Annotated in this window: 12 protein-coding genes; 9 read left to right on the plus strand and 3 right to left on the minus strand. The window is 61.4% G+C overall.

Annotated elements, in window-relative coordinates; translation table 11 throughout:
* Positions 1 to 37: 37 nt before the first annotated feature.
* The 3 genes from AB4N47_RS10570 to tpx form a co-directional block, all read right to left on the minus strand.
* Positions 38 to 3,130 (minus strand): MdtB/MuxB family multidrug efflux RND transporter permease subunit, encoded by a 3,093-nt coding sequence (locus tag AB4N47_RS10570; protein WP_281881321.1) that lies wholly within the window; start codon positions 3,128 to 3,130, stop codon positions 38 to 40.
* Positions 3,127 to 4,431 carry an MdtA/MuxA family multidrug efflux RND transporter periplasmic adaptor subunit gene (locus AB4N47_RS10575; RefSeq protein ID WP_024012866.1) on the minus strand — a complete coding sequence of 435 codons (1,305 nt, stop codon included), beginning with the start codon at positions 4,429 to 4,431 and terminating at the stop codon, positions 3,127 to 3,129. Before AB4N47_RS10575 ends, AB4N47_RS10570 begins: the two co-directional genes overlap by 4 nt.
* 174 nt (positions 4,432 to 4,605) lie before the next feature.
* Complete coding sequence (gene tpx, locus AB4N47_RS10580) at positions 4,606 to 5,106, minus strand: thiol peroxidase (RefSeq protein WP_016774621.1); 501 nt, start codon at positions 5,104 to 5,106, stop codon at positions 4,606 to 4,608.
* A gap of 512 nt (positions 5,107 to 5,618) precedes the next feature.
* On the opposite strand from tpx, the gene AB4N47_RS10585 reads away from it, so the two are divergent.
* The 9 genes from AB4N47_RS10585 to AB4N47_RS10625 all read left to right on the plus strand — a co-directional run bounded on the left by AB4N47_RS10585 (position 5,619) and on the right by AB4N47_RS10625 (position 15,729).
* Positions 5,619 to 6,569, plus strand: a complete 951-nt coding sequence (locus AB4N47_RS10585; RefSeq protein ID WP_341637613.1) for a SphA family protein — start codon at positions 5,619 to 5,621, stop codon at positions 6,567 to 6,569.
* A 22-nt stretch (positions 6,570 to 6,591) separates the two neighbouring features.
* Complete coding sequence (locus AB4N47_RS10590; RefSeq protein WP_341637614.1) at positions 6,592 to 7,572, plus strand: AAA family ATPase; 981 nt, start codon at positions 6,592 to 6,594, stop codon at positions 7,570 to 7,572.
* Positions 7,569 to 8,504, plus strand: a complete 936-nt coding sequence (locus tag AB4N47_RS10595) for a DUF58 domain-containing protein (protein ID WP_341637615.1) — start codon at positions 7,569 to 7,571, stop codon at positions 8,502 to 8,504. The genes AB4N47_RS10590 and AB4N47_RS10595 overlap by 4 nt, the downstream gene beginning before the upstream one ends.
* Positions 8,501 to 9,100: a DUF4381 domain-containing protein gene (locus tag AB4N47_RS10600; RefSeq protein ID WP_341637616.1), complete on the plus strand. Its 600-nt coding sequence runs from the start codon at positions 8,501 to 8,503 to the stop codon at positions 9,098 to 9,100. The genes AB4N47_RS10595 and AB4N47_RS10600 overlap by 4 nt, the downstream gene beginning before the upstream one ends.
* Positions 9,087 to 10,079, plus strand: coding sequence for a vWA domain-containing protein (locus tag AB4N47_RS10605; RefSeq protein ID WP_016774616.1), 993 nt, complete (start codon positions 9,087 to 9,089; stop codon positions 10,077 to 10,079). Before AB4N47_RS10600 ends, AB4N47_RS10605 begins: the two co-directional genes overlap by 14 nt.
* A gap of 1 nt (position 10,080) precedes the next feature.
* Positions 10,081 to 11,661 carry a VWA domain-containing protein gene (locus AB4N47_RS10610; protein WP_341637618.1) on the plus strand — a complete coding sequence of 527 codons (1,581 nt, stop codon included), beginning with the start codon at positions 10,081 to 10,083 and terminating at the stop codon, positions 11,659 to 11,661.
* Positions 11,658 to 13,064: a hypothetical protein gene (locus AB4N47_RS10615; protein WP_341637619.1), complete on the plus strand. Its 1,407-nt coding sequence runs from the start codon at positions 11,658 to 11,660 to the stop codon at positions 13,062 to 13,064. The genes AB4N47_RS10610 and AB4N47_RS10615 overlap by 4 nt, the downstream gene beginning before the upstream one ends.
* Complete coding sequence (locus tag AB4N47_RS10620; protein ID WP_341637620.1) at positions 13,061 to 14,083, plus strand: HAD family hydrolase; 1,023 nt, start codon at positions 13,061 to 13,063, stop codon at positions 14,081 to 14,083. Before AB4N47_RS10615 ends, AB4N47_RS10620 begins: the two co-directional genes overlap by 4 nt.
* Positions 14,084 to 14,154: 71 nt before the next feature.
* On the plus strand, positions 14,155 to 15,729 hold the full coding sequence (locus AB4N47_RS10625; RefSeq protein ID WP_016774612.1) for an arylsulfatase: 1,575 nt from the start codon (positions 14,155 to 14,157) through the stop codon (positions 15,727 to 15,729).
* Positions 15,730 to 15,837 lie beyond the last annotated feature (108 nt).

Genomic DNA, 15,837 nt, shown 5'->3' on the forward strand with positions numbered 1-15,837 from the left:
TGAAGCTTGCAGCTTGAAGCTGCTTTCACCACGCCGCTCACACCACCTCTCCCGCGACAGGCTTGGTCCAACGCCGCCCCAACCGATCAAAAGCCAGGTAAATCACCGGCGTGGTGAACAGCGTCAACACCTGGCTCACCAACAAACCGCCAACCATCACCAGCCCCAACGGCTGACGCAATTCAGCGCCAGACCCGGTGGCCAGCATCAGCGGCACTGCGCCGAACAACGCGGCCAGTGTAGTCATCAGAATCGGCCGGAAGCGCAGCAACGCCGCTTGATAGATCGCCTCCGCCGGGGCCATGCCCTGGGTGCGTTCGGCGTCGAGGGCGAAGTCGATCATCATGATCGCGTTCTTCTTGACGATACCGATCAACAGAATGATGCCGATGATCGCGATCATGCCCAAATCGTTGCCACTGAGCAGCAACGCCAGCAAGGCACCGACCGCTGCCGACGGCAAGGTCGAAAGAATGGTAATCGGGTGGATGTAGCTCTCGTAGAGCACGCCGAGGACGATATACATGGTCACCACCGCCGCCAGAATCAGCAGCAAGGTGCTCGACAGCGAAGCCTGGAACGCCTGCGCCGCGCCTTGGAACTGAGTCTGCACGCCGACCGGCATGCCGATGTCCTGCTGCACTTGCTCGATGATGTCCACGGCATGCCCCAACGCCACGCCCGGCGCGAGGTTGAACGACATCATCACTGCCGGAAACTGGCCGATGTGGGTGATCGCCAATTGCGCCTGACGCTCTTCGACATGCGCCAGACTCGACAGACGCACCTGCGCGCCGTCGGTAGTCTTGACGTGAATCTGATCCAGCGCCTGCGGGCCGATCTTCTCCCCGGCCTGGGCTTGCAGCACCACGCGGTACTGGCTGGCCTGGGTGTAAATGGTCGAAATCTGCCGCTGGCCGAACGCGTCGTAAAGCGCATCGGTGATATTCGCCACCGACACGCCGAGGCGCGATGCGGCGTCACGGTCGATCACCAGATAGACCTGCAAGCCTTTGTCCTGTAAGTCACTGGCAACGTCGGTCAACTCCGGACGCTGCGCCAGGGCTTCGACCAGACGTCCGCTCCACTGGCTGAGCAATTCCGAGTCCGGCGAAGACATGCTGAACTGATACTGGGTGCGGCTGACCCGATCCTCGATGGTCAGATCCTGCACCGGCTGCATGAACAAACGAATGCCGACCAGTTTGTCCAGTTGCGGTTGCAGGCGGGAAATCACTTCACTGGCCGTCAGATCGCGCTCGCCGTGGGGCTTGAGGTTGATCAGCAAGCGGCCGCTGTTGAGCGTGGCGTTGTCGCCGTCGACGCCAATGTAGGACGACAGGCTCTGCACCGCCGGATCTTCAAGAATGATCTTCGCCAGTTGCTGCTGCCGCTCGCCCATCGCCGCGAAGGAGATCGACTGCGGCGCTTCGGAAATACCCTGAATCACCCCGGTGTCCTGCACCGGAAAGAAACCCTTCGGCACGATCACGTACAGGAACACGGTCAACGCCAGTGTGCCGATGGCGACCAGCAAGGTCAGCGGCTGATGCTTGAGCACCCAGCGCAGCATCCGCCCGTATTCCTTGATCATCCAGTCAATGAACGCACCGCTGGCGCGATAGAAACGGCCTTGCTCGTGCTCCTGCGGTTCACGCTTGAGCAGACGCGCGCACATCATCGGCGTCAGGGTCAGCGACACCACCAGGGAAATCAGGATTGCCACCGCCAGGGTAATGGCGAACTCGCGGAACAGGCGCCCCACTACATCGGCCATGAACAGCAGCGGAATCAGGACGGCGATCAGCGACAGGGTCAGGGAAATCAGGGTGAAGCCGATCTGTTTCGCGCCCTTGAGCGCGGCCTGCATCGGGCTGTCACCCTCTTCGATGAATCGCGAAATGTTCTCGAGCATGACGATGGCGTCGTCGACCACGAAGCCGGTGGCAATAGTCAGCGCCATCAACGTCAGGTTGTTCACCGAGAAACCGGCGAGGTACATCACGCCAAAGGTGCCGATCAACGACAGCGGTACGGCCACCGAGGGAATGATCGTCGCACTGGCGCGGCGCAGAAACAGGAACGTGACCATGACCACCAGCGCAATGGCAATCAGCAGCTCGTGTTGCACGTCGGTGACCGAGGCACGGATGGTCTGGGTGCGGTCTGTGAGCACAGTGACGTCGAGGCCGGCCGGAAGGTTGTCGGTGATGCTTGGCAGCAAGGCCTTGATACGATCGACCACTTCGATGACGTTGGCGCCGGGTTGGCGCTGGATGTTGAGCAGCACCGCCTGATTCTGGTTGGCCCACGCGGCCAGACGCTCGTTCTCGGCGCCATCGACGATTTCCGCGACGTCCTTGAGCCGCAACGGCGCGCCGTTCTTGTAGGTCAGGATCAGGTTCGCGTAATCCTCGGGCGAGGTCAGTTGGTCGTTGGCATCGAGCATCGACACCCGGGTCGGGCCATCGAAGTTGCCTTTCGGCTGGTTGACGTTGGAGGCACCGATCAGCGTGCGCACGTCCGACAGGTTTAGGCTGTTGGCCGCGAGCGCTTCGGGGTTGACCTTGATTCGTACCGCCTGACGCTGGCCACCAGCGATGCTGACCATGCCGACGCCGCTGATCTGGGCGATCTTCTGCGCCATGCGCGTATCGACCAAGTCATTGAGCTTGGGTAGCAGCATGGTTTTCGAAGTGATGGCCAGGGTCAGCACCGGGGTGTCCGCCGGGTTGACCTTGTTGTACACCGGCGGTGCCGGCAGGTCGGTCGGCAGCAGGTTGGTCGCGGCGTTGATCGCGGCCTGCACCTGCTGTTCGGCGACGTCCATGTTGATGTCGAGGCTGAAACGCAGGGTCAGCACCGAAGCGCCGCCGGAGCTGGTCGAGGCCATTTGCGTCAGGCCCGGCATCTGCCCGAACTGGCGTTCAAGCGGCGCGGTGACGGCGCTGGTCATTACGTCCGGACTGGCGCCGGGGTACAGGGTCATGACGCGGATGGTCGGGTAATCGACCTGCGGCAAGGCCGAAACCGGCAGCAGGCGATAAGCGATCAGGCCGGCCAGGACAATGGCCAGCATGCTCAGGGTGGTGGCTACCGGACGGAGGATGAACAGCCGCGAAATGTTCATGCGCCCTTCTTGGCCTTTTCAGCGGTGGTCGCATCGGGATTGGCGGCGGATTTGCCTTGCAGGTGTTCGGTCGGCGAGGTCGGCACTTCGCTGCTGTCATTGACCACTTCGACTTCGCTGCCCTCCTTCAGGCGATCGGTGCCTTCAAGCACAACGCGATCACCTGCGGCGAGGCCTTCGGTGACCACGGTGTTGTCACCGTCGCTGGCACCGATTTTCAGTTGGCGAATGGTGACTTTCCTGTCGCCGTCCAGCGCATAGACGAAGGTGCCGTTGGTACCGAACTGGATCGCTGCCGACGGCGCCAGCACTACACCTTTCAGCGTGTCTGCCAGTAAATGGACGTTGACGAACTGATTGGGAAACAGCGACTGGTCGCGGTTATCGTAACGGGCCTTGAATTTCAAAGTGCCGGTAGCGACGTCGATCTGGTTGTCGAGGCTTTGCAGCACGCCGGTGGCTTGCAGCTTGGTGTCGCCGCGATCCCAGGCTTCGGCAGGCAGTTTGGCGCCACTGCGGTAACGGGCCAGCACGGTGTCGAGGCTGTTCTCCGGCAAGGTGAAGGCCACGCTGATCGGTTGCGTCTGGGTGATCACCGCGAGGAACGTGGTGTCGTTGGCGGCGACGAGGTTGCCGACGTCGACCTGACGCAGACCGACGCGGCCGGCAATTGGCGCGCGGATCTTGGTGAATTCGAGATTGAGCTTGGCGTCGTTGACCGCTGCCTGATTGGTCTTGACCGTGCCCAAGTATTGGCCGACCAGCGCTTCGGCGGTGTCGAGGGTCTGTTTGGCGATGCTGTCTTCTTTATACAGACCGCGGTAGCGCTCGACGTCGACCTGGGCGTTTTTCAGTTGCGCCTGATTTTGCAGCAACGTGCCTTCTGCCTGGAGCAAAGCATTCTGGTAAGGACGCGGATCGATCTCGGCCAGCAGGTCGCCCGCCTTGACCATCTGCCCTTCTTCGAAATGAATCTTCACCAGTTCGCCGCCTACCCGGCTGCGCACGTTGATAGTATTGAGCGCGGTGACCGTGCCCAGTGCCTTGTAATACAGCGGGAAGTCACCCTTCACCGCCGGCGCCACACGCACCGGAATCGGCCCGGTACCGCCGCCGAAGCCCGGCCGCATCATCCCCGAGCGCCCGGTATGCCCGGCGGCCGCTTTGTCGCCGCCCGCCTTGTCAGCAGAGCCGGCGGGCCAGAATTTCCAGCACAGGACGGCGATGACCAACAGGACCAGCAGGCTGATCAGCCAGCGACGGGATTTGCGGGGGGACGATTGCATGGAGTTATTGACCATTGGGCGCGTGGGCTTCTATTACGGGAGGCTGAACGATAAGCACTGAGTGGATTTAAGCAAAGCAGCTTTACCGGCAATTTACCTTCCACTTACGTTTCAAGGTGTGAGGCAAAACCCTGATACACAAATAAAAACGGCCTGGACAGGGCCAGGCCGTTAACAATTGTAAAAGCCTTACTTGAGAACGGACAGTGCCGCTTCGTAGTTAGGCTCTTCGGCGATTTCCTTGACCAGTTCGCTGTGCAGGACGGTGTCGTTTTCGTCCAGCACCACAACGGCGCGAGCGGTCAGGCCTTTCAGCGGGCCGTCAGCGATGGCCACGCCGTAGTTTTCGATGAACTCGCTGCCGCGCAGGGTCGACAGGTTCTGTACGTTTTCCAGACCTTCGGCGCCGCAGAAGCGCGCCTGGGCGAACGGCAGGTCAGCGGAGATGCACAGCACCACGGTGTTGCTGATGTCGTTGGCCTGGGCGTTGAACTTGCGCACGGAAGTGGCGCAGGTCGGGGTGTCGACGCTTGGGAAGATGTTCAGGACTTTGCGCTTGCCGGCGAAGTCTTTCAGGGTGACGTCGGACAGATTGCCGGCTACCAGGGAAAAGGCTGGCGCCTTGGAACCGGCTTGTGGCAACTGGCCGTTGACTTGAACCGGATTGCCTTTGAGGGTGACTTGAGCCATGACTTGAGTCCTTCTGTTTTTTGATTGGAAAGCATGCAAGAGGCGGAAGTTAACCACGAAATCGGCTGGCGACCTATGCCCCGTTGGAAATTGTTGGGCGCTCGGCTGCGAGATTGTATACAAGTCCTGTGGGAGCGAGCCTGCTCGCGAAATCAGGTATCGATATCAGAAACGTGTGTCAACTGGACTACCGCTTTCGCGAGCAGGCTCGCTTCCACAGAGTTTGCAGTGCCGCCCCAACCACCTTCGATCAAGCCCGGCTCCGACGATTAGAGGTGTGATGTGTGCACCCTGCCGCCCGCACCAACGAATTAATTCCTTCGACTGGCTAACCCCCGATTAGCTGCTAGTTTCAGAAGGACGTGTCCTACAGGCTTGATAAGCAAAGGGATAACGCAGTAGCGGCGCAACAGTGCTCAGTTGTCCGGAAAAACACCATGGAATCGGGAATGATCTGCAGTCGAGCCGGGAATAGAGGATTTCTGAAGGGGCCGGGTGGCGCGGCGTTCGCCATGCTCAAGCCACGGAGCGGGCGTCTCCTCATCTTGCTGTGCCTGGGCGTCAGTCCATCGCTGTTCGCCGCGGAAGGTGGCGTCGGCCGGCCGATCACGGGCCAGCAAGTGTTCGCCAATGCTGGCATCGTGCCGACGGAGCCGGGCTGGGTAATGTCGTTGACCAGCATCTGGTACGACGGCTCGCTCAAGGGCAGCGACGGCGCACCGATTTCCGGCGCGATCAGTGGCGGGATCGACATGAAAGTCTCCTACACCATGGCCAACTTCACCCATGTCTGGAACACCGGCAAGGGCCGCTGGAATTTCGCTTCGGCAATGGGCCTGCCGGTGCAATACACCGACATCAAGGCGAGCATCACCGGCCCGCGCGGGCGCACTTTGGGTGACAGCGATTCCGGCACGCAGTTTGCCGATGCGCTGATCACCCCGATCGCCGCTGGTTATCACTTCGACGAACTCAATCATCTCTCGCTGTCGCTACCGATCTACGTGCCGACCGGCGCCTATAACAAGGACCGCCTGGCCAATCCCGGACAGAACAATTACACGTTCATGCCGACCGTGGCCTTTACCCACCTCGACGGCAAGGGCGGCGAGTTCACTTTGTCCAGCGGGCTGGAGTTCTACACCGAGAACGACGCTACCGACTATCGCAACGGCAACATCTTCACCCTCGACGCCCTCTGGACTCACGGCTTGGGCAATGGCTGGAACGCCGGACTTGCCGCCGGCTACGTGCAGCAACTGACCGACGACAAAGGCCAGACCGCCGATGTCTTCAATGGCTATCGCGGCCGTTCGGTCGGCGCCGGCCCGGTGATTGGCTGGGCCGGAAAGTTCGCCGATGCCCAGGCCAATATCAGCGCGCGCTGGGTGCCGGAGTTCGACACCAAAAACCGTCCCGAAGGCAATGGTTTCAGCGTAAATCTGACCCTGGCGTTTTTCTAGACCCGGACACAAAGGACTGCCCATGACAGCGCTCACCGACCTCAACGCCCTGCAAGCCAGCATCGCCGAAGCGGTGCTCGGCCAGGATCAAGTCATCCGGCAGATTCTGCTCGGGCTGTTGGCCAATGGTCATTTGCTCCTGGAGAGCCTGCCCGGGCTGGCGAAGACACGCACGGTCAAGGCACTGGCAAAACACCTTGATGCCAAGATGAGCCGCATCCAGTTCACCCCCGACCTGTTGCCCTCGGACATCACTGGCGCCGAGGTGCTGCACCAGGTCGAGGGCAAGAACGAGATCCGATTCCAGCCCGGCCCGCTGTTCGGCAATCTGATCCTCGCCGACGAAATCAACCGCGCCCCGGCCAAGGTCCAGGCGGCGCTGCTCGAAGCCATGGAGGAACGCCAGATCACCGTCGCCGGCAACAGCCATGCGCTACCGGAGCTGTTCATCGTGGTGGCGACGCAGAACCCGATCGAGCAGGAAGGCACCTACCCACTGCCGGAAGCGCAGATGGACCGTTTTCTGATGAAGGTGCTGCTCGATTACCCCAGCGCCGAAAACGAAAGCCAGGTGCTGCGCCTGCTGCGCAACGAAGAGTTTGCCCAAGGTGCGAGCACCACGCCGGTGAAGAATTTCACTTTGCCGCAAGAGGTGATTTTTGCTGCGCGCAAGGAAGTCAGCGCGGTGCACGTTTCACCGGCCATCGACACGTACCTGATCGACCTGATCAACGCCACCCGGCACCCCGCCGAATACGACGAAGACCTCGCACGCTGGATCGCCATTGGTGCCAGTCCCCGTGGCGGCATTGGCCTGGACCGCTGCGCCCGCGCCGATGCGTGGCTGCAGGGGCAGGATTTCGTTTCGCCGGACAACGTCCGCGCCGTGGTCCATCCGGTGTTGCGCCACCGTTTGCAGCTGAGTTACGACGCCGTAGCCGATGGCGTCAGCGCCGATGAGGTGCTCGACCGGATTCTCGACAAAGTGGCGATTCCCGCATGAACGACGAAGGTCTGGTCTACGTCTCTCTCGCGCAATTGATGGCGCTGGAGTTCAAGGCCCGTGACTTGAGTTTTCTTGCCCGGCAGCCGCAGGGCAGCATCCTCGCCGGCAACCACGCCTCGCGGCTGCGCGGTCGCGGGCTGAATTTCGACGAGTTGCGCCGCTATCAACCGGGCGATGACCTGCGCCACCTCGACTGGCGCGCCTCGTTGCGTACCGGCAAACCGGTGGTGCGCACTTTCACCGAAGAACGCGACCGCCCGGCCCTGATCGTGGTCGACCAGCGCATGTCGATGTTCTTCGGCTCGCAGCGCAGCTTCAAATCGGCAGTCGCCGCTGAACTCGCCGCGCTGGCGGCGTGGATGGTTTTTCACGCCGGGGATCGGGTCGGCGGTCTGGTCTTCAACGACCAGCGTATCGACAGCATCGCGCCGTTGCGCAGTCGCAAGCGTGTCGAAGCGCTGCTCAGCCGCGTAGTGCAGCAAAACCGCGCGCTGAACGCCGGTATTCCCGACGCCGAAGATGAGGACCAACTGGACAAAGCCTTGCAGCGCTGCCTCGGTGTGGCCGGGCACGACCACTTGATCTGCATCGTCAGCGACTTTGCCGGCGCCGGTGAACGCACCTTGCAATTGATGCGGCAGCTGTCGGCGCACAACGATGTGATTGCCTTGCAGGTCTATGATCCGCTGGCGCTGAAACTGCCGAACAACGGTCGCCTGCTGGTCACCCAGGGCGAGTTGCAGGTCGAACTGGCGATCGAGAAACGTAACGTGCATCAGCCGCTGGGGGATTTTCTCAGCGGGCGGCTCAAGGACGTCGCCACCCTGCTGCGCCGCAGTCAGGTGCCGCTGATGATGATCAGCACCGCCGAGGACGCCCATGGGCAACTGCGCGCCGAACTCGGCAAAAGCGCCGGGGGCGCGCGATGAACCCGAATATCCCCAGTATCGATCAGCTCAAGGAGCTGGCCCTGCCCGCGCCCGTCAGCTATGCGCCGCAAACCTGGGGCTGGTGGCTGTTGCTGGCGGTGCTGATATTCGCCGCGCTGTTGATCGGCCTGCGCAGGTACTGGCAATGGCGCCGCGACCGCTATCGCCGTGAAGCCCTTGCCCGACTCGCACAGTTGCGCGGCCGCAGTGACGATCTCAATGCCCTGCGCGAATTGCCTGAGCTGCTCAAACGCACGGCCCTGTCCATGCCCACTCGATCGCGGCGCTGGAATGCATTCCCTGTGGGAGCGAGCCTGCTCGCGAAGACGTCAGCGCATGCAATACCTCGATCCACTGACACGGCGCTTTCGCGAGCAGGCTCGCTCTCACAATCGCCGGCGGCGCTTGGCAAAGATGACTGGCAGGAATTTCTGCAACGGCACTGCAAAAACAGAATGCCCGCCGACTTCAGTACTCAACTGGCCCAATTCGCCTACGCGCCGGACCCCGTATTGCGCGCCCTCCCCGCAGCGCAACGGCAAATGCTCTTCGACAGCTGCCAATACTGGGTGGAGCATCACCATGTGGCAGCTTGATTACCCCTGGCTGTTACTCCTGCTGCCGCTGCCCTGGCTGGCTTACCGCTTTCTGCCCGCCTACAACGAAGCCCGCAGTGCCGTGCGCGTACCGTTTTTCGGCGCGATGAGCCGCGCGGTCGGCGAAGCGCCAGGCACCGCGGGCAGTCGGCGCAATCGCTGGCAACTGCTGCTCAATGTGCTGGTGTGGGCGCTGATTCTGTTGGCCGTGTCGCGTCCGGTGTATGTCGAAAAGCCGATCGAACGCCAGCAACCGGTGCGCGATCTGATGCTCGCCATCGACCTGTCGCAGTCGATGGAAACCGAGGATTTCACCAATGCTCAGGGCGAAAAAATCAATCGCCTGGCAGCGGTCAAAGGCGTGGTGCAAGGCTTCATCGACAAACGCAAGGACGACCGCATCGGCCTGATCGTATTTGGCAGCGGTGCCTATCCACAGGCTCCACTGACCCTCGATCACGCCAGCCTGTCGTTGTTGCTGGCGGATACCGGGATCGGCATGGCCGGCCCTAACACAGCGATCGGCGATGCGATCGGGCTCAGCCTGAAATTGCTCGACAAGGCCCATGAGCAGGAAAAAGTCCTGATTCTGCTGACCGATGGCAACGACACCAGCAGCGCGATCACCCCAGATCACGCCGCCGAAATGGCGGCCAACAAAGGCGTGGTCATTCATACCATCGGCATCGGCGACCCCGACGCTTCCGGCGAAGCGAAGGTCAATCTGCAAGGCCTCGAACAGATCGCCAATACCACCGGCGGCCGCTTCTTCCGCGCCGAAGATCGCGCGGCACTGGATCAGGTCTACACCACCCTCGACCAGCTCACTCCGCATCAGGTGAAAACCCTTAGCCATCAACCGCAGCGGGAATTGTTCTACTGGCCGCTGGGCGCAGCATTGCTGCTGTTGGCGCTGTATCAGCTCGGCGCCCTCTTACGCCCGAACCTGACGGTTGCGCGGCAGCGGCAGGAGGCCTGAAATGGAGATCAACCTGAGCGATTTCCACTTTCTGCGCCCGCTGTGGCTGTTGCTTGCGCTGTTCGGCGCAATGCTGCCACTGATCTGGCGTCGCAGCCGCGACCTGCAAAAACGCCTGCGCGGCAATATCGCCGAACACTTGCTGCCGCACTTGTTGATCACCCCGCAGGATCACCAGCGCTGGCGCCCGGTGCACCTGCTCTGTGCGCTGCTGATCCTCGGCGCACTCGCCGCGGCCGGGCCGACGTGGGAACAGGATCGCCCGGACTTTCTCGAGAACCGCGCACCGTTGATCGTTGCCGTCGACCTTTCGCCGTCGATGGACGCCAACGATGTGCAGCCGACGCGGCTGGAGGCGGTCAAGCACAAGCTGCATGATCTGATGCAACGTCGCGCCGCTGCGCGGACCGCACTGATCGCCTATGCCGGCAGCGCGCATCTGGTGTTGCCACCGACCGACGATCCGGCGCTGCTCGACAGTTTCATCCAGGCCCTGGGCACGGGCTTGATCGACAAACCCGGCAAAAACGTCGCCGCCGTGATCGATCAAGCGAAACGCTTGCTCAGCGCCGAGAACACCCCGGGCAGTCTGCTGCTGGTAACTGACGGGGCCGATACCACGCAACTCGATGATCTGCAAAAACACCTCGACGGCAGTGCCTTGCAGGTTCTGGTTCTGGCGGTGGGCAGCGAAGACTCGGGCGTCATCACTACCGCCAGCGGCCAGCCGAAAATCGACAGCAGCGGACGACCGGTGCTCGGCAGTTTCGATCAGGCGGCCCTCAAGCAATTGGCCTCGGCCGTCGACGCGCCGCTCGGCAGCCTGACCCTGAATAACGATGACCTGGAGTGGATCGAGTTGCACGCCCGCCAACACTTCCAGAGCGCCAGCGCCGAACAGCGCGAATTGCACTGGAAGGACGCCGGTTACTGGCTCTGCTGGCCGTTGCTGTTACTGGCGCTGTTCAGCGTACGCAAAGGCTGGAGCGTCAACTGGATGCCGGCGCTGTTTTTGGCCGCAGGGTTGGGCTGGCCTGCGGCGCCGGCGCAGGCCAACGCCCTCACCGATGCGTTTTTCACCCGCGACCAACAAGGCCGCTGGGCGTTTGAGCATGATCGTTTGCCCGAAGCCGCGGCGCTGTTCGTCGACCCGTACTGGAAAGGCGTCGCGGCCTATCACGCTGCCGATTACGACTTGGCAATGGCGACCTTTGCCCGCCTGGACACGCCGCAGGCGTATTTCTACTTGGGCAATATTTACGTGCGCCGCTTCAAGTTCGAGCAGGCGATTGCCGCCTACAGCGAGGCGTTGAAACTGCAGCCGCAATTTGCCGAAGCGAGCGCCAATCTGGCCTTGGCTCGGGCACTGCTCAAGGACACCGAAAGCGCAGAGAAAAACGCTCCGCAAACCAAACCCGATGAAGTCAGATTCGACAAGGCACCCGGTAAAGGTCAGAGCAAAAAGGTCGAGACCCAGCAAGCGGCGTCCGACGCGCTGTGGCTGGAGAACCTGACCACCTCGCCGGCGAAGTTTCTACGGCAGAAATTCAGTCTGCAGGATCAGCAGGGAGATCGGCCATGAACCGTATTGCGGCCTTCGCGAGCAGGCTCGCTCCCACAGGAAAACCGTGGACTCCAAGTGGGAGCGAGCCTGCTCGCGAAGAGGCCCGGACGCTCAGCGCAAAGCTCAGCGCCCTGCTGCTGACCAGCCTGCTGTCTCTGAATGTTTTTGCCGCCCCAGCGCAACTGAAAGTCCAGGCTCACCTCGACCCCAGCGAAGGCGCGATGGTCGGCGGGCTGGTCGAACTGCAACTCGACGTGCTCACCGACACCTGGTTCACCAGCGCCGCCGCCCTGCCCAGTCTGCAACTCGACGGTGCGCTGGTGATGCCGCCGAACGGCCAGGCGCAGCATCTGAACCAGACCATCGATGGCCAATCGTTCAATGGCTTGCGCTATAGCTATCTGATCACGCCCAACGTCGCGCGCAGTTTCGATATCCCGGCGCTGACCGTACGCGCCACACTGGGCCAGGCCACTGAAGAAATCAGCGCACAAAGCCAACCGCTGAGTTTCAGTGCAGCCCAGCCGCCCGGTTTCGCGGCCGGGGAGACGCCTCTGGTCGCCAGTGGGTTGCGCTTGAAACAGATCATTACCAATTCGGCCACGCCGCTGAAAGTCGGCGATAGCATCACCCGTGAGCTCACCCTGCAAGCCGATGGCGCGCTGGCGATGGCGCTGCCGATTCCGACCTTCAGTGATGTCGCCGGCTTGAGTCGCTACGCGAAGACGCCACAAGTCAAAGCGCTGGATGACGGTCGCGGCAATATCCTCGGCGGCCAACGTGTCGACAGCGCCAGCTATCGCATCGACAGCGCCGGTACTTACACGCTGCCAGCCATCCGCGTGAAATGGTGGGATTCCGCTGCGAAGCAGATCCGTAGCGCTGAGGTGCCGGCCGTGAGCTTCGAGGCCGCAGCCAACAACGCCTATAAACCGGTGTTTTCGCTCGCCGAAGACCTCAGGCAACTGCAACAGAAGCACTTGCACTTCTCCAGCCGCTGGCTCCTCTGGCTGGCGCTGGCGGTCGGCCTCGCCGTCGGTGTGTATTTGCTGCGGCCCGTCGCCGTTCGCGCCCATCAACGCTGGCTCGCACATAAACGGGCGAAGCAATTGGCCTGGCAGCATTCGCCCGCTTTCGCCTGGCAACAGATCGCCCCGCAACTGCAAGCCAGGCCGGCGCAACTGACCGCGCTGTACCTGTGGCTGCGGCGTAGTCGTCTGGGCTTGAAACTCACGGGCGCCGGTCCGCGCTTGCAGGGATTGTTACGCGGGCTTTACGGCCGTCAGTCTGCCGCCGATCAAACACTTGTTCAGCTTCGCCAATCGTTGTCTACGCTTCAAAGTCAGGTCGCCCGGCAACAGGCGAAACCCGCACCGGCCCTGCGCCCGCTCAACCCTGTGCATGAGAAGGACTTCACATGATCAACCCGTTGCTGCGTCGCCAACGTTTCGGTTTCGCCCTGCTGTTGACACTGGTTCTGCCCCTGCTGGCACAGGCGAATGAACCGCTGCCGTCATGGAACGAGGGCCCGGCCAAAAAGAGCATCATCGAGTTCGTCCAGGCCGTGACCGACCAGAGCAGCAAGGACTTCGTCAAACCGGCCGATCGCATCGCCGTGTTCGACAATGACGGCACCTTGTGGAGCGAACAACCGGCGTACTTCGAATTGCTGTTTGCCTTCGACGAGGTCAAGCGCACCGCCGCACAACACCCGGAATGGAAAACCACACAGCCGTTCAAAGCGGTGCTGGAAAATGATCACAAAGCCCTCGCCGCGTCGGGCATGGAGGGTTTGCTGAAGATCGTCGGCGCCACCCACAGCGGCATGACCACCGAAGCCTTCGATGACTACGCGAAAACCTGGTTCAGCCAGGCCCGCCACCCGAAAACCGGCAAGCCCTACACGGAAATGATCTTCCAGCCGATGCTGGAAATGCTCGACTACCTGCGCAGCCAGAACTTCAAGACCTACATCGTTTCCGGCGGCGATACCGGCTTCATGCGCGCCTTCGCCGAGAAGGTCTACGGCATCCCGCCGGAACAGGTGATCGGTACCACGTTCGTCACCTCTTACCAGTTCAAGGACGGCAAAGCGTCGATCGTGCGCACGCCGAAAGTTGCGCACAACGATGACGGTCCGGGCAAACCGGTCAGCATCGATGCGGTCATCGGTCGGCGGCCGATCCTCGCCTTTGGCAACTCCGACGGCGACCTGCAAATGCTGCTGTGGACCGCCGCCGGGCCGGGCAAGCGCCTGATGGGGCTGGTGCACCACACCGATGCCAAGCGCGAGTGGGCTTATGACCGGCAATCGAATATCGGCCGACTCGACAAGGCCCTCGATGAAGCGAATTCCCGTGGCTGGACGGTGGTGGACATGGCGTCGGAATGGCGCCGGATCTATCCGTTCGATCCGCCGGCAACCGAGCAAGTGCAATAAGAAAGCGTGATGCAGGAGAGCAGTAAACGTTTGTCGCAAAAAACGACCCCCGTGCAAAAGGAGCAAGTCAGATGACTCGCATACGCAAGTGGCTACCGAAACTCGCCCTGGTGGCAACCTCGGTGATGGCGCTGTCGGCAACCGCCACAGCGGCTGAAAAACCCAACATTCTCGTGATCTTCGGCGACGACATCGGCCAGACCAACATCAGTGCCTATTCCATGGGCGTGGTCGGATACAAGACGCCGAATATCGACCGTATCGCCAAAGAAGGCATGATCTTCACCGATTACTATGCCGAAAACAGTTGCACGGCCGGACGCTCGTCGTTCATCACCGGGCAGACGCCATTGCGGACCGGCTTGTCGAAAGTCGGCATGCCGGGGGTTCCGGTGGGCTTGCAGCCACGCGATGTGACCATTGCCCAAGCGCTGAAAGCCCAGGGCTATGCCACGGGTCAATTCGGCAAGAACCACTTGGGCGACAAAGACGAATATCTGCCGACCAACCATGGTTTCGACGAGTTTTTCGGCAACCTGTATCACCTCAACGCCGAAGAGGAACCGGAGCGTCCGTACTGGCCCAAGGATGATGCCGAGTTCGTCAAGGCCGCCTCGCCTCGTGGCGTGATCCACAGTTTTGCCGACGGCAAGATTGAAGACACCGGCGCGCTGACCAAGAAACGCATGGAGACCATCGACGACGAAACCACTGCGGCAGCGCAAGCGTTCATCGAGAAACAGGCCAAGGCGGACAAACCGTTCTTTGTCTGGATGAACACCACACGCATGCATGCCTTCACTCACGTGCGCGAATCCATGCAAGGCCAAAGCGGCATGGTCGGCAACGAATATGCCGATGGCATGCTCGAGCATGACGGCGACGTCGGCAAGCTGCTCAAGACACTGGATGACTTGAAGCTGACCGAGAACACCATCGTTGTCTACACCACCGACAACGGCCCGAACCAATGGTCGTGGCCTGACGCTGCAACGACGCCGTTCCGCAACGAGAAAAACTCGAACTGGGAAGGCGCGTACCGGGTACCGGCGATGATTCGCTGGCCGGGCAAAGTCAAAGCAGGCGAAGTCTCCACGCAGATGTTCTCCGGTCTGGACTGGTTCCCGACACTGTTGGCCGCCGTGGGCGACACCGACATCAAGGACCGCTTGCTCAAGGGCGCCGACATCGGCGGCAAGAACTTCAAAGTGCACCTGGACGGCTATAACCAGCTGGACTACCTGACGGGTAAAACCGACAAGAGCGCGCGCAAGGAGTTCTACTACTTCAACGATGACGGTGCGTTGGTCAGCATGCGTTTCAATGATTGGAAACTGGTGTTCTGTGAGCAGCGCGCGCCCGGCGGACTGCAGGTGTGGAGCGAACCGTTCACCTGCCTGCGTGTGCCGAAAATGTTCAACCTGCGCATGGACCCGTACGAACGCGCCGATGTCGTGTCTGACCAGTACTATGACTGGCTGACGAAAAACGATTATCTGATTTTCGACGGTACCCGCCGCGCGGCGAAGTTCCTGCAGACGTTCGTCGACTATCCACCTAGCCAGCGTCCGGCGAGCTTCAGCATCGACCAGATCCGCGAGGATGTGGACCGCCGTATCGAAGAAAAAATGAAGAAAGCCCAGTAATAGTGCTGTACCGCCGCTCGCCTTCATCGGCGGGCGGCCCTGTTTTCAACAAGCGACCGGGTCGGTTTCGTTCGCGAGCAGGCTCGCTCCCACAAGGTTTTCTGCGAT

Source organism: Pseudomonas sp. S3_G06 (genome assembly GCF_054667565.1).